Below are 20,848 nucleotides of genomic sequence, written 5' to 3'. Positions count from 1 at the left end.
CCGTTTAGCGCGCATCGGCGGGTTTCGGCTGCGGCCAATGCTGGCGGCAGGCGGTTATCCAGGCCTGGGCGCCATGGGACAGATAACTGTCCTGGCGCCAAATAAGCCCCAGTCGCCACATCATCAACGGCGCTACCGGCAGCGACAGCAGCCGGGTTTTGTCCAGCCGCCGGCAGATGGGCTCGGGCAGGATGGCGATGCCGATGCCCGCTTCCACCATGGCCGCCAGAAAATCCCATTGCCCGCTGCGCACAGCGATTTGCGCCGTGATGCCCCCGGCCTGGAAGGCGGTCATCAACTGCCGGTAAAGCGCAAAATCCTCGTTATAGATTAATATCGGCCAGCTCCCCAACTCGGCAAAAGGCACTGTGTCGCGCCTGAGCCACGGCGCTGCGCGCGGCACCACCGCGCATAACGGGTGGCCAAACAGGGGCAATATGGCCAGGGCGGCTTCGGTATCAGGCGTCAGCGCGGTCAGCGCCACATCCAGCTCGCCGGACAATACCGCCTGCTGTACCGTCAAACCGCCAAACTCGGCGATCTGCAATTCTATACCGGGGTACTGGCGGCGGAAATCGCGGATCAGATCCGCCATCTGCGTACCGACCATGGGGGGAATGCCCAGCCGCAGGCGGCCTTTTTTCAGCGAGCCGATATCCTCCAGCTCCGTCTCCAGCTGGCGGAATTGATCCAGAATGCCCAGCCCGCGGTGATACACCGCCTGCCCGCTGTCGGTCAGGCGCAGCCTGCGTCCCTCGCGGATCAGCAACGTGCAGTCCAGCTCCTCCTCCAGATGTTTGAGCATTTTGCTGATGGTGGGCTGGGTAACGAATAAGCTTTGCGCCGCGCGCGTAAAGCTTTGCTGTTTGACCACTTCCACAAAATATCGCAGGGTGCGGATATCCATGACTATTCCAATGGGTAATGATATCCATGATATTAATTCATTTTAAGCAAGTTTACCCGTCCGCCTATAATGCCGTTTCTTCGAAGCAAAAAAGGATGCTGTCATGCTGTCGCAAGGGCGCCTGAACCTGCCGCCGCGCGTGCTGCAATATCAACTCCCGGTCCAGGTGGGGTTGTATATCGGCCTGTTCCTGATAGCCCAGCAATTGGTGGCGCGTTTTCATCTGCCGCTGCCCGCCAATGTGGTGGGCATGTTTATGCTGCTGGCGCTGATTTTATCGGGTATCGTGCCGGTGGCGTGGGTGGCGGCCGGGGCGCGCTGGCTGTTGGCGGAAATGTTGCTGTTTTTCGTCCCCGCCGTGGTGGCGGTGATTAATTATACCCAATTGCTGATGCTGGACGGCTGGCGTATTTTTGTGGTGATTGCCATCAGCACCGTGCTGGTGCTGGGGGTTACCGGCCTGGTGGTCGACCGGGTGTATCGTTTTGAGCTGTGGCTGGCGCGCCAAAAGGCCCGACATGATTAATCTGATCCTGGGTCTGGCTTGTTTATTAGTGACCTTGGTGCTGTATTTCGCTAATAAGCACCTTTATCGCCTTCATCACCACCTGATGCTGATGCCGCTGATTTTTACCCCCGCGGTGCTGGTGGCATTGCTGGCGGTAAACCCATGTGTCCTATCAGCACTATCTGGTGGAAACCCATTGGTTGTTATGGCTGTTGGGCCCTGCCACCATCGCGTTTGCGGTGCCGGTATACGAAAACCTGGCGATTATCCGCCAGCATTGGCTGTCGCTTTGCGCCGGCGTTATCGCCGCGACCCTAACGGCGGTCATCAGCTCGGTATGGCTGGCGCGTCTGCTGGCGTTGCCCGAGGTTATCCAGCGCAGCCTGGCGGTGCGTTCCATCACCACGCCGTTCGCGCTCGAGGCGGCCCGGCAGATGGGCGGCCAGCCGGATCTGGTGGCGCTGTTCGTGGTGATCACCGGCGTGTTCGGCATGGCGATGGGCGATATTGTTTTTTTGCGTTTGTCGGTCACGGGCAAGATGGCCAAAGGCGCCGGCCTCGGCGCGTCATCCCACGGCGCGGGCACCGCGCGCGCCTATGAGCTGGGCCGGGAGGAGGGCGTGGTGTCGAGCCTGGTGATGATGCTGGCGGGAGTGCTTACGGTGATGGTGGCGCCGCTGATTGGGCGGGTGATGTGGTAAAGCCGCATCAGTAAGTTGATTTTATGGGTAAAAGACTTGAGTGGCGCGGGCGCCGGACGCGCGCTGGTAAAGGCGGTCCGTCCGCACGGACCGCCGGGCCGCTTGCCTGCGCCGGGCAATTCCTCTATCGCCCAGTCCATGGCACGCGTAACCCTGCCTAGGCGATGGAAACCCCACCGGCGGTCGCAAGCGACACCTTTATCGCCGCCGCGATCAGGCCTTTTTGAATGCGGCCGGGGCCGGTGTTTCCGGCCGCACGGCGTTGGGTTCGCGCACGCCGGTCTGCGAGCGGATAAACTGGGCGAAGAACAGCGCGCGCTCGCTGGCGCCCTGCGCCGAGGTATCGGTAATCGAAAACACCCAGATACCGATAAACGCCACCAGCATCGAGAACAGCGCCGGATATTCATACGGATAAATCGGCGCGGCATGGCCCAGCACCTGCACCCAGACGGTCGGCCCCAGGATCATCAGCATCACGGCGGTAATCAACCCCAGCCAGCCGCCCACCATGGCTCCGCGCGTGGTGAGCTTCGACCAGTACATCGACAGCAGGATAATGGGGAAGTTACAGCTGGCGGCAATGGAGAAGGCCAGCCCGACCATAAAGGCGATGTTCTGCTTTTCAAAGGCAATGCCCAGCGCAATGGCGACGATGCCCAGGATCACCACGGTGATTTTTGACACCCTGAGCTCGTCGCGTTCGGTGGCGTTGCCGCGCTTGATGACGCTGGCGTAAAGATCGTGGGAAACCGCCGACGCCCCGGCCAGGGTCAGTCCCGCCACCACCGCAAGGATAGTGGCGAAAGCCACCGCCGAGATAAAGCCCAGGAAGAAGTTGCCGCCCACGGCGTTCGCCAGGTGGATGGCCGCCATATTGGCGCCGCCCAATAACGCGCCGGAGCTGTCCTTAAACACCGGGTTGGCGCCGACCAGCAAAATAGCGCCGAAACCGATGATAAAGGTTAAAAAGTAAAAATAACCCATAAAACCGGTGGCGTAGAGCACGCTCTTGCGCGCTTCCTTGGCGTCGCTGACGGTAAAAAAGCGCATCAGGATATGGGGCAGGCCGGCGGTGCCGAACATCAGCGCCAGTCCCAGCGAGAGCGCGGAGATGGGATCGGAGACCAGCCCGCCGGGGCGCATGATGGCGGCGCCTTTGCTATGCACCTTCATGGCCTCGGAAAACAGCGTGTCAAAACTGAAGTGGACGGTTTTCATCACCATCAGCGCGATAAACGTGGCCCCCGCCAGCAACAGCACCGCTTTGATAATCTGCACCCAGGTGGTGGCCAGCATGCCGCCGAACAGCACATACATCACCATCAGGATGCCGACCAGCACCACCGCCACATGGTAATTCAGGCCGAACAGCAGCTGGATAAGCTTACCCGCGCCCACCATCTGGGCAATCAGGTACAGCGCCACCACCACCAGCGAACCGCAGGCGGACAGGGTACGAATCGGCATTTGCTTAAGGCGGTAGGAAGCCACGTCGGCAAAGGTATAGCGGCCGAGGTTGCGCAACCGTTCGGCGATCAAGAACAGGATAATCGGCCAGCCGACCAGGAAACCCAGCGAATAGATCAGGCCGTCATAACCCGAGGTATACACCAGCGCGGAAATACCGAGAAACGACGCCGCCGACATATAGTCGCCGGAGATGGCCAGACCGTTTTGCAGGCCGGTGATATTGCCGCCGGCGGTGTAATAGTCCTTGCGCGAGCGGGTCCGTTTCGAGGCCCAATAGGTGATATACAGCGTCATGGCGACAAACAGCACGAACAGGATGATGGCCTGGATGTTCAGCGGCTGCCGGTCCCCCGGCGCCGCCTGTGCCAGCAGGGGAAAGGCCAACAGCAAGCCCGCGGGGAATCTGATGAATTTATGCATCGTACCGTACCTCGCGCAGGAGCTGTTGGGTCAGGCGTTCAAATTCGCCATTGGCGCGGATGACATAAACCGCGGTCAGGACAAATGAGAGGATGATAATGCCGACACCTATCGGGATACCGCGCGTGATGCTGGTCCCCTCATGGATCGGCGTGCCCAGCCAGCCCGGCGCAAAGGCGATCAGCATGATAAAACCATAGTAGATCATAAGCATTATCAACGAGAGCAGCACCGCAAAATGCTGTCGTTTGGCCACCAGTTCCTTGAAGTGTGGGTTACTCGCTATCCTTTGATAAATGACGTCATTCATCAGGGACTCTCCAGTAGGGTAGAGGTAAAGATCGGAAAGCGCCGTCCGGAGACGGCGGAGTTTTTATGAAGGCATATCCATGGATTGTTTTTCTTCTAACAGCTTTTCAACGACGCCCGGATCGGCAAGCGTCGAGGTGTCGCCCAGATTACTGGTGTCGCCGGCGGCAATTTTGCGCAGGATGCGGCGCATAATCTTGCCGGAGCGGGTTTTAGGCAATGAATCGGTCCAGTGCAGGATATCCGGGGTGGCGATGGAGCCAATTTCCTTGCGCACCCAGCGCTTCACCTCGTTATACAGTTCGGCGGTGGGCATTTCGCCGTGGTTTAGGGTAATGTAGGCGTAAATAGCCTGGCCTTTGATCGCATGCGGAATACCGACCACCGCCGCCTCGGCGATTTTCGGATGCGATACCAGCGCCGACTCGATTTCCGCGGTGCCGAGGCGGTGGCCGGACACATTCAGCACATCGTCCACCCGGCCGGTGATCCAGAAATAACCGTCTTCATCGCGCCTGGCCCCGTCGCCGCTGAAATACATGCCTTTAAAGGTGGAAAAATAGGTTTGCTCGAAGCGGTCGTGATCGCCATACAGGGTGCGCGCCTGCCCCGGCCAGGAATCGGTGATCACCAGGTTTCCCTCGCCGGCGCCTTCCTGGATAGCGCCGCCGTTATCCACCAGCGCGGGCTGGACGCCAAAAAACGGCAGGGTGGCGGAGCCGGCCTTCAGCGCCACGGCCCCCGGCAAGGGCGTGATCATGAAACCGCCGGTTTCGGTTTGCCACCAGGTATCCATGATTGGGCATTTGGCGTTGCCGATTTTATGGTAATACCATTCCCAGGCTTCCGGGTTGATGGGTTCGCCCACCGACCCCATGATGCGCAGGGATGCGCGGCTTGTGCCCTCGATGGCCTTGTCGCCCTCGGCCATCAGCGCGCGGATGGCGGTCGGCGCCGTGTACAGGATATTGACCTGGTGTTTATCCACCACCTGGGCCATGCGCCGGGCGTCGGGCCAGTTCGGCACCCCTTCGAACATCAGGGTGATGGCGCCGCAGGCCAGCGGGCCGTAAAGCAAATAGCTGTGGCCGGTTACCCAGCCCACGTCGGCGGTGCACCAGTAAATATCGCCGGGATGATAATCAAAGACATATTTAAAGGTCATGGCGGCGTAGACCAGGTAACCGCCGCTGGTATGCAGCACGCCTTTGGGTTTACCGGTCGAGCCGGAGGTGTAAAGGATAAACAGCGGATCCTCGGCGTTCATTGCCGCCGGCGGGCAGTCGTCAGCGGCGCGCGCCACCGCGTCATGCCACCAGAGATCGCGCCCCTCGGTCCAGTCGATGTCTTTACCGGTGCGCTTAAAGACAATTACCCGTTCTATGGTTTTTACCGTCGGGTTTTTCAGCGCGTCGTCGATATTCTTTTTCAAGGGGATCTTGCGCCCGGCGCGAATGCCTTCGTCGGCAGTGATCACCAGTTTGGCGCTGGAGTCGACAATCCGTCCGGCAATGGCCTCGGGGGAAAAGCCGCCGAAGATCACCGAATGTATCGCCCCGATACGGGCGCAGGCCAGCATCGCCACCGCCGCTTCCGGCACCATGGGCATGTAAATCGCCACCACATCGCCTTTGGCGACGCCTTGCTCTTTCAGTACATTGGCGAAGCGACACACCGCCTGATGCAGTTGCCGGTAGGTCAGGGTCTCGCTTTCGCGGGCGTCGTCCCCTTCCCAGATAATGGCGGTCTGATCGCCGCGTTCCGCCAGGTGCCGGTCCAGGCAGTTGGCGGATACATTGAGGGTTCCGTCTTCGAACCAGCGGATTCGCACGTGGCCGGGGTCGAAAGAGGTATTTTTCACCCTTTGGTAAGGCGTGATCCAATCAATAATCTTGCCCTGTTCACCCCAGAAGGTATCGGGGTCGGTGACAGACTGTTGATAAAGCTGGCGATATTGCTCCTGGGATAACAGGGCGCGTTGCGCAATCGCGTCGGGAATCGGGTACGTATGGGGATGGCTCATGGTTTCCTCCTTGGATTTGTTAATAATATGTCAAGCGAGGGTTAATTGAACCTGCCCTGAGGGCTTTGTTTCTTTTTTGCGCGTTAGATCACGCAGCAAAACTGAGGTTTTACCTCAGTGTACAAAAATCTGCCGCGAACTGAACTTTTTGTCCGTTTGTAGGGAGTTTATTTATCATACATAAATATTTTTTTGGTCGCTTTTTCATCGCCGATTAAAGCGCCAAAAAAGAAAAATAAGGACCGAAAAGAGAAGGGTAAACCTGATTATAATGCGTAAATGGATAAAATTTATCAAATTATAACAAACGGTTATATGAGATATTAGGCCTAATTCCACCGCAATAAGTTAAATCGTCGCCAACTCCCTATAAATCAGCGCTTGCATTCGGGCTTTTCAAGATGGTACAGAGTGACGTCCTTTTTTTTAGGCAGTCTGTAAACAGGCTCCGCCGCGTCCGATGACAGGGCGCTAAAAAATGCGCGCGACGACGTATTCAGGCCGCAATCGGCCACGACGGAATCACTTCGGGAAATTGTAAATGTTATGAAAAAGTTAAAAATTAGTCTTGCCTGGCAAATTCTCCTGGCCCTGATCCTGGGCATCGGCGCCGGGGCGTTGCTGCATAACCAGATTGAAGCCAGGGTATGGTTTATCGGCAATATTCTTGCGCCGGCGGGCGATATTTTTATCCGTCTTATCAAGATGATCGTGGTGCCTATTGTTATCTCCACGCTGATTGTGGGCATTGCGGGCGTCGGCGATGCGAAAAAGCTTGGACGCCTGGGCCTGAAGACCATTGTTTATTTCGAGATTATCACCACCCTTGCCATTGTGTTGGGCATTACGCTTGCCAACGTGTTCCAGCCGGGGCACGGGATTGATATGTCCACGCTTGCGGCGGTGGATATTTCCCAATATGAAAAGACCACGGAACAGGTGCAAAGCGGCAACCATAGCCTGGTGGGCACGCTGCTTTCGCTGATCCCGCCGAATATTTTCGCCGCCATGGCGCGCGGCGATATGCTGCCGATTATTTTTTTCTCGGTGTTGTTCGGTTTGGGTCTGGCGGCTTTGCCCGGCGAGACCAAGACGCCGCTGCTTAATGTGTTTAAGGCCGTGGCCGAGACCATGTTTAAAGTGACCCATATGATCATGCGCTATGCGCCGGTGGGGGTATTCGCCTTGATTGCGGTGACGGTGGCCAATTTTGGTTTTGCCTCGCTGCTGCCGCTGGCCAAGCTGGTGCTGTTGGTGTATGCCGCGATCCTGTTTTTTGCCCTGGTGGTGTTGGGGCTGGTGGCGCGGTTGTGCCATTTGCGCATCTGGACGCTGATCCGCATCCTGAAGGAGGAGCTGATCCTGGCCTATTCCACCGCCAGTTCGGAAAGCGTGCTGCCGCGTATTATCGAGAAGATGGAAGCCTATGGCGCGCCTGCGGCAATCACCAGTTTTGTGGTGCCGACCGGGTATTCCTTTAACCTGGACGGTTCCACGCTGTACCAGAGCATCGCGGCTATTTTTATCGCCCAGCTGTATGGTATCGATCTGTCCATCGGCCAGGAAATCGTGCTGGTGTTGACCCTGATGGTGACGTCCAAGGGGATTGCCGGCGTGCCGGGGGTGTCTTTTGTGGTGCTGCTGGCGACGCTTGGCAGCGTGGGTATTCCGTTGGAGGGGCTGGCGTTTATCGCCGGCGTCGATCGCATTTTGGATATGGCTCGTACCGCCCTGAACGTGGTGGGCAACGCGCTGGCGGTGCTGGTGATAGCCAAGTGGGAAAACCAGTTCGATAGCGATAAGGCCCTGGCGTATGAACAGCAGGTACTGATGCTAAAGACGTCGGCCGCGACGCCCTTCTGAAGGCGGCGCGCGCTCCCTTTAACATGCCTTCTGTCGGTTTGGTGACGGCGGGCCCAGCGTGCCGTGGGGCGCTCGGTCGGGCGGGAAAAGCACGCCCGATTCGACCCCATTGGCACGCTCTCCCTTTAACACGTTTGCTTTGAGATGGGTGTTGGCGGGCATACCCTGCCATGGGGCGCTCGGTCGGGCGGGAAAAGCACGCCCGATTCGACCCCATTGGCACGCTCTCCCTTTAACACGTTTGCTTTGAGATGGGTGTTGGCGGGCATACCCTGCCATGGGGCCTCGGTCGGGCGGGAAAAGCACGCCCGATTCGACCCCATTGGCACGCTCTCCCTTTAACACGTTTGCTTTGAGATGGGTGTTGGCGGGCATACCCTGCCATGGGGCCTCGGTCGGGCGGGAAAAGCACGCCCGATCCGACCCCATCGGCATGCTCTCCCTTTAACACGGCTTCTGTCGGTTTGGTGATGGCGGGCCCAGCGTGCCGTGGGGCGCTCGGTCGGGCGGGAAAAGCACGCCCGATTCGACCCCATTGGCACGCTCTCCCTTTAACACGTTTGCTTTGAGATGGGTGTTGGCGGGCATACCCTGCCATGGGGCGCTCGGTCGGGCGGGAAAAGCACGCCCGATTCGACCCCATTGGCACGCTCTCCCTTGAACACGTTTGCTTTGAGATGGGTGTTGGCGGGCATACCCTGCCATGGGGCCTCGGTCGGGCGGGAAAAGCACGCCCGATTCGACCCCATTGGCACGCTCTCCCTTGAACACGTCTGCTTTGAGATGGGTGTTGGCGGGCATACCCTGCCATGGGGCGCTCGGTCGGGCGGGAAAAGCACGCCCGATTCGACCCCATCGGCATGCTCTCCCTTTAACACGACTTCTGTCGGTCTGGTGATGGCGGGCCCAGCGTGCCGTGGGTGCGTTAACCTTTGCGGTGCAATAGGCGATACAGCGCCGGGATCACCAGCATCGACAGCAGCGGCGCGCTGACCATGCCGCCGATCATCGGCGCGGCGATGCGTTGCATCACCTCGGATCCGACGCCGCCCCCCCACATGATGGGCAGCAGCCCGGCCATGATGGTGGCCACCGTCATCACCTTGGGGCGTACGCGCAGCACCGCGCCTTCGCGGATGGCCGCCAGCAGTTGAGCCTCGCTGAGCGGTTCGTTGCCGGTGCGATGGTTTTCCATGGCATGATTAAGGTACAGCACCATAATCACCCCGAACTCCGCCGCCACCCCCGCCAGGGCGATAAAGCCCACCGCCGCCGCCACCGACAGATTATAATGCAGCAGGTAAAGCAGCCAGACGCCCCCAATCAGGGCAAAGGGCAGCGTGCCCATAATCAGCAGCGCGTCCCTGACCCGGCCGAAGGTGACATACAGCAGGACAAAAATAATCGCCAGCGTAAAGGGCAGCACGATTTTCAGCTTGGCGCTGGCGCGCTCCAGGTATTCAAATTGCCCCGACCAGCTTAACGAGACGCCTTCCGGCAGCTTGACCTGCTGCGCCACCGTCCGCTGCATTTCCTGCACGGCGGATTTGAGATCGCGGCCGCGTAAATCGACGTAGATCCAGTCCGACAGGCGGGCGTTCTCGCTTTTTAGCATCGGCGGGCCTTCGCTGACGCGGATATCCGCCAGATCGGCCAGGCTGACCTGCGCGCCCCCGGCAGTCACTACCGGCAAGTCGCGCAGTTTCTGCACCGAGTCGCGCAGCTCGCGCGGATAACGTACGTTGATGGGGAAACGTTCGCGGCCTTCAATGGTCTCGCCGATATTATCACCGCCGATAACCGCCGCCACGATGGACTGCAGTTCACCCACCGACACGCCGTAGCGGGCGGCGCGCACCCGATCGATATTGATATCGATATAGCGCCCGCCGTTGAGCCGTTCCGCCAGCGCGGAGGTGACGCCGGGGACGTTTTTCACCACCCGTTCGATCTGCTGGGCCACCGCCTCGACCTGCTCGATATTATTGCCGTTCACTTTGATCCCCACCGGGCTTTTAATCCCGGTGGCCAGCATATCGAGCCGGTTGCGGATGGGGGGCACCCAGATATTGGCTACCCCCGGCAGCGACACCGTCCGGTCCAGTTCCTGCACCAGCTTATCGGTGGTCATGCCGGGCCGCCATTGATCCCTGGGCTTGAAATGGATGGTGGTTTCCAGCATGGTCAGCGTCGCCGGGTCGGTGGCGGTTTCGGCGCGTCCCGCCTTGCCGAAAACAGTGGCCACTTCCGGCACGGTTTTAATCAGCCGGTCGGTTTGCTGCAACAGCCGGGCGGCTTCCCGCGCCGATATGCCGGGCAGCGTGGAGGGCATATATAATAAATCCCCCTCGTCCAGCGCCGGCATAAACTCGGTGCCCAGGCGGCTGAGCGGCAGCAGGGTGACCACCAGCAGCGCCAGCGACAGGGCAAGCGTGGTTTTCGGCCACGCCAAAACCTTGTCCAGCAGCGGCTGATACATGCGGATTAGCCCCCGGTTGAGCGGGTTGGCGTGTTCGTCCGGGATACGCCCACGGATAAAGTACCCCATCAATACCGGCACCAGGGTAATGCCCAGTCCCGCCGAGATCGCCATGGCATAGGTTTTGGTGAACGCCAGCGGGCCGAACATCTTGCCCTCCTGCGCCTCCAGTGAAAATACCGGAATAAAGGACAGGGTGATGATCAGCAGGCTGCAAAACAGCGCCGGCCCCACCTCGGTGGATGCGCGGGCGGAGATTTCCCAGTAATCCTCGCTTTTCGGCGTCTGTCCGGGATGATCGTGCCGCCATTTCTCCAGCACCTTGTGCATATTTTCAATCATGACTATCGCCGCGTCCACCATGGCGCCGATGGCGATGGCGATGCCGCCGAGCGACATGATATTGGCGTTAACCCCCTGGTAATGCATGACGATAAAGGCGCCGAGGATGCCCAGCGGCAGGGTGATGATCGCCACCAGCGCCGAACGGAAGTGAAACAGGAACAGGCTGCACACCAGCGCCACGACGATAAACTCTTCCAGCAGCTTATGGGAGAGGGTTTCTATGGCCTGCTTGATAAGGCTGGAACGGTCATAGACCGGCACGATTTGCACGCCTGGCGGCAGGCTGCGGCGCACCTCGTTCAGCTTTTGTTTGACCGCGTTGATGGTCTCCAGCGCATTTTTGCCATAGCGCATGATAACAATGCCGCCGGCCACTTCCCCCTCGCCGTTCAGTTCGGCCACGCCGCGCCGCATTTCAGGACCCAGGCGGATATCGGCCACATCGGACAGCAACACCGGCACGCCGCCGCGCGAGGTGATGACGATATGATCAAAATCCTCCGGGGTTTTAAGGTAACCGGCGGCGCGCACCATATATTCGGCCTCGCTCATTTCCAGTACCGATCCGCCGCCCTCCTGGTTGGCTTGCTTAACCGCGTCGATGACCTGCTGGTGAGACAGGTTAAGCGCCCGCAGCCGGTCCGGTTTCAGCAGGATTTGGTATTGGCGCACCATGCCGCCGACGCTGGCCACTTCCGACACGTTCGGCACGGTTTTCAATTCGAATTTCAGCACCCAATCCTGGATGGCGCGCAGATCGGCCAGGCTGTGGCGCCCGGTTTTATCCACCAGCGCGTATTCATAGACCCAGCCGACGCCGGTGGCGTCCGGCCCAAGGCTGGCCTTGGCCTCCGCCGGCAGCGTAGACTGCACCTGGCTGAGATACTCAAGCACCCTAGATCGCGCCCAGTAGGGATCGGTGCCGTCCGCGAACAGGATATAGACATAGGCGTCGCCAAACATCGAGAAGCCGCGCACGGTGGTGGCGCCGGGCACCGACAGCATGGTGGTGGTCAGCGGATAGGTCACCTGATCCTCCACCACCTGCGGCGCCTTGCCGGGATAACTGACGCGGATAATCACCTGTACGTCGGACAGGTCGGGCAGCGCGTCCACCGGCATACGCTGCAAAGACCAGATGCCCCAGGCGGTCAGCAGCCCGGCGGCCAGCAGCACCAGCAGACGGTTGCGCAGCGACCAGCGAATGATAAAGGCGATCATTTGGCACTCCCCAGCGGCATCATTTGGGTGATGCGCGCACCGCTGTCGTCAAGCGTAAAGTGGAACATGACACGGCTGCCGACGGCGATGCCCTTGGGCAGTCCGCCCGCGGGCAGGATAAAATCCATGGTCATCGGCGGCCAGTTCAGGCCGGGCACGGCATGGTGCGACAACGTCGCCATTTCGCCGTTAACCGCGTCGATAACGCCCTCGGTGGCATATTCCTGCGCGGCGCCGGGCGGCGGCGATTGCGTCGCGGCGCTGTCAGCCGGCGTAGCGGCGGACGGGGGGGCATCATCCGCGCCGGCGCCAGGATTTACGCCGGTTGCCGCCGGCGAAGAGGCATCCGTATCGTCCGCCATCTGCGGCAGAGCGCTGCGCAGGCTGGCTTCGGAATCAATCAGGAACTGGCCCGAGGTGACCACCCGATCGCCGGCGGCCAGCCCTTTACGCACTTCCACCCAGTCGCCGAACTCCCGGCCGGCGATAACGCTTACCGGGGTGAAATGCCCGTCGCCCTTGGCCAGCAGCACGGTATTGCGGCTGCCGGTCTGGATCAGCGCGTCCTGCGGCATGGTCAACACCGTTTCGCCCCGCGCCGCCTGCGCCAGGCGGATGTTAAGGTACATGCCGGGCTGCAGCTTGCCGTCATGATTTTCCAGCGCGATGCGCGCCCGGTAGGTGCGGGTGGCGTTATCCACCACCGGCAGCATTTCCGCAATCCGGCCGTGAAACAGGTCCCCCGGCCAGCGTGACGTCGTGGCCTGGATATCGCTGCCGGGCTGGAGGGCCCCGGCCTGGGATTCAGGATAATCCACCACCACCCAGACCGGATCGAGCGAGCTGAGTTCAAACATCGCCTGGGACGTGCCGACCTGGCTGCCTTCGCGCACCTCCAGGCGGCTGATAAAACCCTGCTCCGGCGCCCGTACTTCGATACGGGTTTGCGGTCGGCCGGTTTTTTCAATAGCGCGGATAATGTCCTCCGGCATAAACAGCAGTTGCAGACGCTGGCGCGCCGCGGCGGTGAGCGACGCATCCCCCAAATGCCGCACCGCCAGATACTCCTGCTGGGCGGCGCTCCATTCCGGAATCCACAGCCGCGCCAGCGGCTGGTCCTTTTTCACCAACTGCTGCTCGGCGCGGACATAGAGTTTTTCCACCAGACCGTTGGCGCGCGCCGGTATCACCTGTATTCCCCGATCGTCAATGCTGACGGTGCCGAACGCCTCGAAACGCGGCTGCACGGTTCTCAATGCCACCGTGCCCAGGCGCACGCCCAGGTTTTGCTGCTGGCGGGCGCTGACGGTCACTCCGCCGTCCTGCTGCGTCTCGTCGGCATAACGCGGCGTCAACGGCATATCCATAAACGGCGATTTGCCGGGTTTATCAAAGCGCTGTGCCGGCGACATGGGGTCGTACCAATACAGTACCCGGCGGCCGCTGTCGGCCGCGGGATTGGCCTGGGCCGGCGTGCTTGCCGCTTCCGGCGGCCGGCGCAGGAAATAACCGGCGGCAAAGGCGGCGCAGAGCGCGGCCAGGGCCAGGACGACGGCGACGGTACGTCCGGTGGTAATACGGTTCATGACCTGTTCTCCTGCGGGATAAGATAACGAATGGCGGCCCAGCTTTGCGCCAGTTCCCTGGCGGCGCGGGTTTCATTCTGCTCGCTGGCCAGCAGGGCGCTGCGCGCGCCCAGCAGTTCGGCGAGCGTGGCGCTGCCGGCGCGATACTGCGCCTGCATCAGCTGCAGTCGCTGCTTTTGCAGCGGCAGTACCTCGTCCCGCTGCCGCAGCCAGCGGGCCTGGGCGGCCTGGTACTGGGCCACCAGGATATTCAGCTGCGCGGTATGATCCCGAATGGTCTGCGCCAGGCGATCGTTGGCCTCGAAGGTACGCGACTGGTCGGCGGCATGATCCTTATCCTGCCGTTGCGACTGGAACAGCGGCAGATCGACGGTAAACATAATGCCGGCCATATCGTCGCGGCCGCTGTCGCGCTTGCCGTAATACACTTCCACGCCGACATCCGGAATCGCCGCCACCGCCGACTGCGCGGAACGGGCCTGCGAGACTTCCGCCTCGCGCCGCGCCTGCACTATTTCAGGATGCTGGTTCACACCCTGGGCCAGTGCCTGCGGATCGGCCGGCAGGCGGTCGAACCGCGGCAGGGGGCCGGCGGTCTGGATACGATCGATGCCGGTCAGCTGCATCAGGCGCGCCTGCGCCATCGCCACGTCCCGCTGCGCGTCGGTAAGCGCATCGCGCATATCGATCACCACCAGGCGGCCGTCCAGCACCGCGCCGGCGCTGCCCCCGCCGGCTATCGCCGCCTTCTGCACCGCGATCTGCCGTTCGCTTTCCGTCAGCAGATGGGTCGCCGCCTCGACCGCCTGTTGCGACAGGGCCAAATCCAGCCAGGCCTGGGCGGTATCCCGCTGCAGCTGCGCGCGCAGGTTTTGATAACCGGCGGCGGTGGAGGCCGCCTCGGCCCTGATCGCGTCCGCTTTGCGTTCGCGTTTGGTACTGCTGACATAATCCTGCATGACGCCGATGCGCTGCATGGTCATGTCTTCACGGGTAAAACGCCGGGCATTGCCGCCGCCCACCGGCAGGTTATCAATGCCGAATTTCAGCTTGGGGTCGGGCAGCTGCAGGGCGGAATCGGCCATATTTTCCAGCGCCTGGCGCTGATGAAGGTTGGCGGAAAGATCCGCCGAATAGCGTTCGGCCCGGGCCAGCGTCTCATCCAGGCTCATTTGCGCCGCGGGAGCCGCGGCGGAAACGAACAGCATGAGGACCAGCCACGTCCGGGAGGAGCATGGTAGCAACATAACGATCCTCGCTTACTGCTGGAGAGAATGAATGGCGGTGAGCGTATAGCCCTGGGCGTCCTGGCGGAAACTGAAATCCACCTGCGTGCCGGCGGCCAGCTTTCCTGCGTCCAGGTCGGCCGGCACGGCGAAGGTCATGGTCATCGGCGGCCATTTCAGCGCCGCAATGGCCTGATGGGCAATGGCCACATGCTGGTTATCCCAGCGCTTGATAATGCCGCTTGCATGGTAGTCGGCGGGGGAGGTGTTAACGTTTGACGCGGCCGTGACGCCGTGATCATGATGCATACCGGGCATATCGCCCATACCGGCCATGTCGTCGGCAAACGCGGGCAAGGCAAAAACAGAAACAGCGGAGAGAACAACAATAAATAATGTGCGCATTGCATTGATTCCTGAACATAAGTCATCCACTACCGTCGCGTTCAGGCGACGGCAACCGTTGGCGTTATGTCAGGATCTATAACCGGTACCGGCAGAATTGAATCTCCGCCGGCGGCCCTGCTATGGGCGGGGTAAGCCAGGCGACATCCGGCAGGCGCGGTTCGTCGCGCCACTCGGCCACCTGGAGATCGGTTTGGCTGGGCAGGACCACGAACGGCGCGTGCTGGGTGTCTTTTTGCGCGGAATCCGGCACGCAGTGCTTATCGCATAATAACCCGGGCGCGGCGGCGCGCTGCTGCGAAGGCATATTGTCATGCAGCATATGCTCGCTATGCTCAAGGGCCGCCGGCAGCGCGGTAACCGGCATTGAGCACTGGTGGCTGGCCAGCGCCAGCTGGGCGTTCAGTAACAGCCAAAAGGCCAGCAGAATCATAGCGAACACCCGCCGCCTGCGGCAGCGTAGCTTGACCATGAATTCTGTTACTGAAGCGGAGGACACGATAATTCCCTTGTTTGGCGACTCCGGCGTGGAAAAGGCGCCGGTCGGCTTAAGTGAACGCGAAAAGCGCGGACAGCTTATTGATGCGCATCAATTTTTACTTGATAAGCAAAAACTGGCAAGGGTAATTTGCACTAACTGACAAATCAGGGGGTAAGCCGCGATGCCCGCCGCGATACGGCGTAATCGCGACGGTTTCGCGGATGATGGCGGATGTTAACGCAGATGATGCACCACCTGGTTGCTGCTGCCGCGCCAGATCAGCGCCGGGTCCCGCAGCGCCTGGATAAATTTACCGTCGATCAGCACGTTTATCAACGCGGCCACCTCCTGCTGGGCGTCGGTTAATTCCGCCAGCCGGTAACCGGTCCAGACCCAGATATCCTTGGCCGGGCACTCGGCGCGCACGCGCCGCACCAGCTGCAGCACGGCGGAGAGATTCTGCGGATGCAGCGGATCGCCGCCCGAGAGCGTCAGCCCCTGGCGGTGGATACGGGTATCCTGTAAATCGGCGATAATCCGGTCTTCCATGGCCGGGGTAAAGGGCACCCCGGAGTTAAGCCGCCAGGTGCTTTTGTTATAACAGCCCGGGCATTGGTGCACGCAGCCGGACACAAACAGCGTACAGCGCGTGCCGGGGCCGTTAATCACATCCACCGGGTAATACTGGTGATAATTCATCCCTGTCAGCCCAGCTGGCCGTCGGGCAGATGTTTCACCCGCCGTTTCACCTCTTCCTGCTTGCCGGCGTTGAACGGCCGCGCGTCCGGGCTGCCGAGATAACCACACACCCTGCGGGTTACCGACACTTTGGCCGGATTGTGATTGCCGCATTTCGGGCAGGTAAAGCCTTTGCTGGTACAGGAAAACTCGCCGGTAAAACCGCACTCGTAGCATTCGTCAATGGGCGTGTTGGTGCCGTAGTAGGGAACCCGGGTATAGCTATAGTCCCAGACGTCTTCCAGCGCTTTCAGGTTATGCTGCAGGTTCGGATATTCGCCGTAGCATATAAACCCGCCGTTGGAGACCGGGGGATAGGGCGCTTCAAAATCCAGCTTGTCGTAAGGATTGACCTGCTTTTCCACGTCAAGGTGGAAGCTGTTGGTGTAATAGCCCTTATCGGTCACGCCTTCGACGATGCCGAACTCGGCGGCGTCCAGACGGCAGAAGCGGTCGCACAGGTTTTCGCTCGGCGTGCTGTACAGGCTGAAGCCGTAGCCGGTCTCTTCTTTCCAGCGGTCGGTGGCCGCCTTCAGGTGGGCCACGATGGACACGGCCTTCGCGCGCAACGTCTGATCGTCATAGACATGGGTCTGGCCGCCGAACAGGGCGTTAATGGTTTCATGCACGCCGATATAGCCAAGCGAAATGGAAGCCCGGCCGTTCTTGAAAATGTCGGCCACGTCGTCATCGGCTTTCAAGCGCACGCCGCAGGCCCCTTCCATATACAGGATCGGCGCCACGCGGGCCTTGACGCCGTCAAGCCGGGCGATACGGGTCATCAGCGCTTTTTTCGCCAGCACCAGGCGTTCATCCAGCAATTGCCAGAAACGGGCTTCGTCCCGTTTGGCCTCCAGGGCGATGCGCGGCAGGTTGAGGCTGATAACGCCCAGGTTGTTGCGCCCGTCGTGGATCTGCCTGCCGTTCTCCTCGTAAACGCCGAGGAAGCTGCGGCAGCCCATCGGCGTCTTAAATGAACCGGTAACCTTCACCACCTGATCGTAATTCAGGATATCCGGGTACATGCGTTTGCTGGCGCATTCCAGCGCCAACTGCTTGATATCATAGTTGGGATCGCTGAATTTATGGTTCAGGCCGTCGCGAATGGCGAACACCAGCTTCGGGAAAACGGCGGTTTTGCGGTTTTTACCCAGCCCGGCAATGCGGTTGCGCAGGATGGATTGTTGGATCAGGCGCGATTCACGGCTGGTGCCCAGGCCAAAACCGAAGGTGACGAACGGCGTCTGGCCGTTGGCGGTATGCAGGGTATTGACTTCATATTCCAGCGACTGGAAAGCGTCGTAACATTCTTTTTCGGTGCGCGACAGGGCATACCCTTCCGCGTCGGGAATCTTCCACTTCGTGGCGGTATTGCGATGTTTGTCGTAGCTGGCGGCCACGTAGGGCGCCAGGATCTCGTCGATCCGGTTAATGGTGGTGCCGCCGTAGATATGGCTGGCCACCTGGGCGATAATCTGCGCGGTTACCGCCGTGGCGGTGGAGATGGAGCGGGGGGGCTCGATTTCCGCGTTGCCCATTTTAAAGCCTTTGGTCAGCATGCCTTCCAGATCGATCAACATACAGTTGAACATTGGGAAGAACGGCGCGTAATCCAGGTCGTGGTAATGGATTTCGCCGCGTTCATGGGCCAGCACCACGTCGCGCGGCAGAATGTGCTGGCGCGCGTAATGCTTGGCGACGATGCCGGCCAACAGATCGCGCTGGGTGGGGATGACCTTGCTGTCTTTATTGGCGTTTTCGTTGAGCAGCGCCATATTGCTCTGCTCGACCAGGCCGCGGATTTCCTGGTTCAGGCGGCCGCGTTGTTCACGGGCGACGTCACGATCGTGGCGGTATTCGATATACAAACGGGCCAGCGTTTTATGCGGCCCCGCCATCAGCTGGTTTTCCACCGCGTCCTGGATATCGCGGATATCGACATGGGAGCGGGAATTCATCTGCTGGCCCACCAGGGCGGCGACGGTGGCGCAATAATCGTTATCCTGAACACCGGCGGCCTGCGCGGCATGCACTATCGCCTGGTAAATCCGTTGCTCATCGAAATTGACCTGACAACCGTCTCGTTTGATCACTACCGGTTTCACGATGCGACTCCTTTACGCCTGGGGGCGGGTTAGGTGTTTCCTTCTTTTACCGGCCGTTTTCCCGGCGGGCCTGGCCGGGCGCGATACCAGCGGTAGAGAAGGTAAACACTATATCTAGTTTGTTATAATCAATAATGCCACTAGATGTAGAGTATGAGCTAGTCAGATGTCACTAAACTTGACCTAACGCAATAAAATCGACCCGTGGTCGAAGAGTTGTACAGCGCGGTTTTTAGCCGATAAACCGGCCGTCGCGGTTTATGCCGCTGAAAATAAATCAATAAATTTCCCCCGGGGCGGCTTGGGGCGTTAAAAAATTTTTCGCGCGATTTTCCGGTCGCCGTTACCGACGGGCGGGCGGGGCGACCGGCGGGTTTTATCCGCGCGCGTGATTATTCCCGCAGCCAGAAAACCGCCTCATAAGGCCGCAATGTCAGCGGCTCCGGCGAGTGGGGCGTATCGGCATAATTGCTCATCAGCCGCCGCCACGGGCCGCGCCAGGCGGTTGCCGGCTGCCACTGCTGCGGTTGCCGGCCCAGATTCGCCAGCACCAGCAGCCGCTGGCCGCGCCAGGCGCGCCGGTAATGCCAAAGCGCGGGGTGCGCCGGGCTCAGGTCGCGATAATCCCCCTCCGTCAGGATCGGCAGGGTTTTGCGCAGCGCAATCAGCCGCTGATAACAATAAAATACCGAATCCGCGTCGGCCAGGGCGGCCCGCGCGTTGATCCGGGCGGCATTGCCGGCGCCGGCAATCCACGGCGTGCCGGTGCTGAACCCGGCGTTGACGCCGTCATCCCATTGCATCGGCGTGCGGCTGTTGTCGCGGGATCGGGCGGCCAGGACGTCCAGCGTCTGCTGGCGGCCCAGGCCACGCGCCATGGCGTCGGCATACATATTCAGGCTTTCGACGTCGCGGTAGTCGGTAATGGCGCTGAACGCGGGGTTGGTCATGCCCAGTTCCTCGCCCTGGAAGATAAACGGCGTTCCCTGCATGCCGTGCAGCGTCATGGCCAGCATCTTGGCCGAGACGACCCGCAGCTCGCCCTCGTCGCCGAAGCGGGAAACGATGCGCGGCTGATCGTGATTACACCAAAACAGCGTGTTCCAGGCGTGGCGGTGCATCCCCCGTTGCCAGCGGTTGAATATCTGCTTGAGCAGCACAAAATCCGGCGGCGCCAGCGCCCATTTTTCTCCGTCGGCGTAATCCACTTTAAGGTGATGGAAATGGGCGGCCATGGACAGCTGTTCGCCGTTGAGATTGGCGTACTGGCGGCATTTCTCCAGGGAAGTGGACGACATTTCCCCCACCGTCGTCAGCGCCAGCGGCGTAAAGATTTCCCGGTTCATCTCGCGCAGATAATCCTGCACCTGCGGCAGATCGGTATAAAAAGGCCGGCCGTCGCCCCCGGTCGCATCGGGCAGCCGCGGGTGCTTGGCTATCACGTTGATCACGTCCAGGCGCAGGCCGTCGATACCGCGATCGGCCCAAAACCGGCAGATATTTTTCAGCTCCGCGCGCAGCGGCGGATGCGCCCAGTTCAGGTCCGCCTGCTCCCGGGAATACAAATGCAGGTAGTATTGTCCGCCCGGCGCCGGCTGGTGCCAGGCGCTGCCGCCGAATTTTGACAGCCAGTTATTGGGCGGGCCGTCGTCCCGGCCGTCGCGCCAGAAATAATAGGAGCGGTACGGGCCGTGCGGGTCTTTCGAGGCGATAAACCAGGGATGGGAAGTGGAGCTGTGGTTAAGCACCATATCCATAATGATGCGCATGCCCCGCCGGTGGGCGCCGGCCACAAGCGCGTCAAAATCCGCCATCGTGCCGTAGGCCGGGTCGATGGCGTAATAATCGGCAATATCATAACCGCTGTCCACCTGGGGCGAGCGATAGACAGGCGTCAGCCACAGCGCATCCACTCCCAACTGGTGCAGGTAATCCAGACGCCGGGTGATCCCGGCCAGATCGCCGCAGCCATTGCCGGTGCTGTCCTGAAAACTTTTCGGGTAAATCTGGTAAATAACGCCGTTGCGCCACCACGGGACCGTCATGCTAGCCTCCGCC

The 20,848-nt window shown here is 60.5% G+C and carries 15 protein-coding genes and 1 pseudogene; 4 read left to right on the top strand and 12 right to left on the bottom strand.

The genetic code is table 11. From position 1 onward, the window contains the following. Window positions 1-4: 4 nt before the first annotated feature. Window positions 5-907 carry a LysR family transcriptional regulator gene (locus ACL2XM_RS19975; protein WP_410012561.1) on the bottom strand — a complete coding sequence of 301 codons (903 nt, stop codon included), beginning with the start codon at window positions 905-907 and terminating at the stop codon, window positions 5-7. A 103-nt stretch (window positions 908-1,010) separates the two neighbouring features. Between ACL2XM_RS19975 and ACL2XM_RS19970 the strand changes: the two genes are divergently transcribed. Together ACL2XM_RS19970 and ACL2XM_RS19965 are read left to right on the top strand one after the other, a co-directional pair. After that, complete coding sequence (locus tag ACL2XM_RS19970; RefSeq protein WP_410012560.1) at window positions 1,011-1,433, top strand: CidA/LrgA family protein; 423 nt, start codon at window positions 1,011-1,013, stop codon at window positions 1,431-1,433. Next, window positions 1,426-2,116: pseudogene (locus ACL2XM_RS19965) on the top strand (LrgB family protein). Before ACL2XM_RS19970 ends, ACL2XM_RS19965 begins: the two are co-directional and overlap by 8 nt. 213 nt (window positions 2,117-2,329) lie before the next feature. On the opposite strand, the gene ACL2XM_RS19960 reads toward ACL2XM_RS19965, so the two are convergent. The 3 genes from ACL2XM_RS19960 to acs form a co-directional block, all read right to left on the bottom strand. Further along, window positions 2,330-4,009, bottom strand: coding sequence for a cation acetate symporter (locus ACL2XM_RS19960; RefSeq protein WP_410012558.1), 1,680 nt, complete (start codon window positions 4,007-4,009; stop codon window positions 2,330-2,332). After that, the gene (locus ACL2XM_RS19955; RefSeq protein WP_413727349.1) at window positions 4,002-4,319 is read right to left on the bottom strand and encodes a DUF485 domain-containing protein; all 318 of its coding nucleotides are present in this window, start codon (window positions 4,317-4,319) and stop codon (window positions 4,002-4,004) included. Before ACL2XM_RS19955 ends, ACL2XM_RS19960 begins: the two co-directional genes overlap by 8 nt. Window positions 4,320-4,382: 63 nt before the next feature. After that, a complete protein-coding gene (gene acs / locus ACL2XM_RS19950) occupies window positions 4,383-6,341 on the bottom strand; it encodes an acetate--CoA ligase (RefSeq protein ID WP_413731497.1) in 1,959 nt (652 codons plus the stop codon). Between the two features lie 546 nt (window positions 6,342-6,887). On the opposite strand from acs, the gene gltP reads away from it, so the two are divergent. After that, on the top strand, window positions 6,888-8,204 hold the full coding sequence (gltP, locus tag ACL2XM_RS19945) for a glutamate/aspartate:proton symporter GltP (protein WP_413729063.1): 1,317 nt from the start codon (window positions 6,888-6,890) through the stop codon (window positions 8,202-8,204). A gap of 925 nt (window positions 8,205-9,129) precedes the next feature. Here the strand turns inward: gltP and ACL2XM_RS19940 are convergent. The 5 genes from ACL2XM_RS19940 to ACL2XM_RS19920 all read right to left on the bottom strand — a co-directional run bounded on the left by ACL2XM_RS19940 (window position 9,130) and on the right by ACL2XM_RS19920 (window position 15,899). Further along, window positions 9,130-12,249: an efflux RND transporter permease subunit gene (locus ACL2XM_RS19940; RefSeq protein ID WP_410012554.1), complete on the bottom strand. Its 3,120-nt coding sequence runs from the start codon at window positions 12,247-12,249 to the stop codon at window positions 9,130-9,132. Then, window positions 12,246-13,835, bottom strand: coding sequence for an efflux RND transporter periplasmic adaptor subunit (locus ACL2XM_RS19935; protein ID WP_413731495.1), 1,590 nt, complete (start codon window positions 13,833-13,835; stop codon window positions 12,246-12,248). Before ACL2XM_RS19935 ends, ACL2XM_RS19940 begins: the two co-directional genes overlap by 4 nt. After that, window positions 13,832-15,082 (bottom strand): TolC family protein, encoded by a 1,251-nt coding sequence (locus tag ACL2XM_RS19930; protein WP_413721885.1) that lies wholly within the window; start codon window positions 15,080-15,082, stop codon window positions 13,832-13,834. Before ACL2XM_RS19930 ends, ACL2XM_RS19935 begins: the two co-directional genes overlap by 4 nt. Window positions 15,083-15,094: 12 nt before the next feature. Continuing rightward, window positions 15,095-15,466: a copper-binding protein gene (locus ACL2XM_RS19925; protein ID WP_413721886.1), complete on the bottom strand. Its 372-nt coding sequence runs from the start codon at window positions 15,464-15,466 to the stop codon at window positions 15,095-15,097. A gap of 76 nt (window positions 15,467-15,542) precedes the next feature. Beyond that, window positions 15,543-15,899 carry a hypothetical protein gene (locus ACL2XM_RS19920; protein WP_410012550.1) on the bottom strand — a complete coding sequence of 119 codons (357 nt, stop codon included), beginning with the start codon at window positions 15,897-15,899 and terminating at the stop codon, window positions 15,543-15,545. A 31-nt stretch (window positions 15,900-15,930) separates the two neighbouring features. Here ACL2XM_RS19920 and ACL2XM_RS19915 point away from each other — a divergent pair, with 31 nt between their 5' ends. Next, complete coding sequence (locus ACL2XM_RS19915) at window positions 15,931-16,107, top strand: hypothetical protein (protein WP_413731493.1); 177 nt, start codon at window positions 15,931-15,933, stop codon at window positions 16,105-16,107. 74 nt (window positions 16,108-16,181) lie between these two features. On the opposite strand, the gene nrdG is transcribed toward ACL2XM_RS19915, so the two are convergent. The 3 genes from nrdG to ACL2XM_RS19900 form a co-directional block, all read right to left on the bottom strand. Beyond that, window positions 16,182-16,646, bottom strand: a complete 465-nt coding sequence (nrdG, locus tag ACL2XM_RS19910; RefSeq protein ID WP_410012549.1) for an anaerobic ribonucleoside-triphosphate reductase-activating protein — start codon at window positions 16,644-16,646, stop codon at window positions 16,182-16,184. A gap of 5 nt (window positions 16,647-16,651) precedes the next feature. Continuing rightward, the gene (gene nrdD, locus ACL2XM_RS19905; RefSeq protein ID WP_413731492.1) at window positions 16,652-18,790 is read right to left on the bottom strand and encodes an anaerobic ribonucleoside-triphosphate reductase; all 2,139 of its coding nucleotides are present in this window, start codon (window positions 18,788-18,790) and stop codon (window positions 16,652-16,654) included. A 392-nt stretch (window positions 18,791-19,182) separates the two neighbouring features. Then, entirely contained in the window at window positions 19,183-20,835 is a 1,653-nt protein-coding gene (locus tag ACL2XM_RS19900) for an alpha,alpha-phosphotrehalase (protein WP_413731490.1), read from the bottom strand. Window positions 20,836-20,848 lie beyond the last annotated feature (13 nt).

It is taken from the genome of Sodalis sp. RH20 (assembly GCF_047324205.1).
In the GTDB taxonomy this organism is placed as follows: Bacteria; Pseudomonadota; Gammaproteobacteria; order Enterobacterales; family Enterobacteriaceae; genus Acerihabitans.
This window is presented reverse-complemented; position numbering and strand designations above follow the sequence as displayed.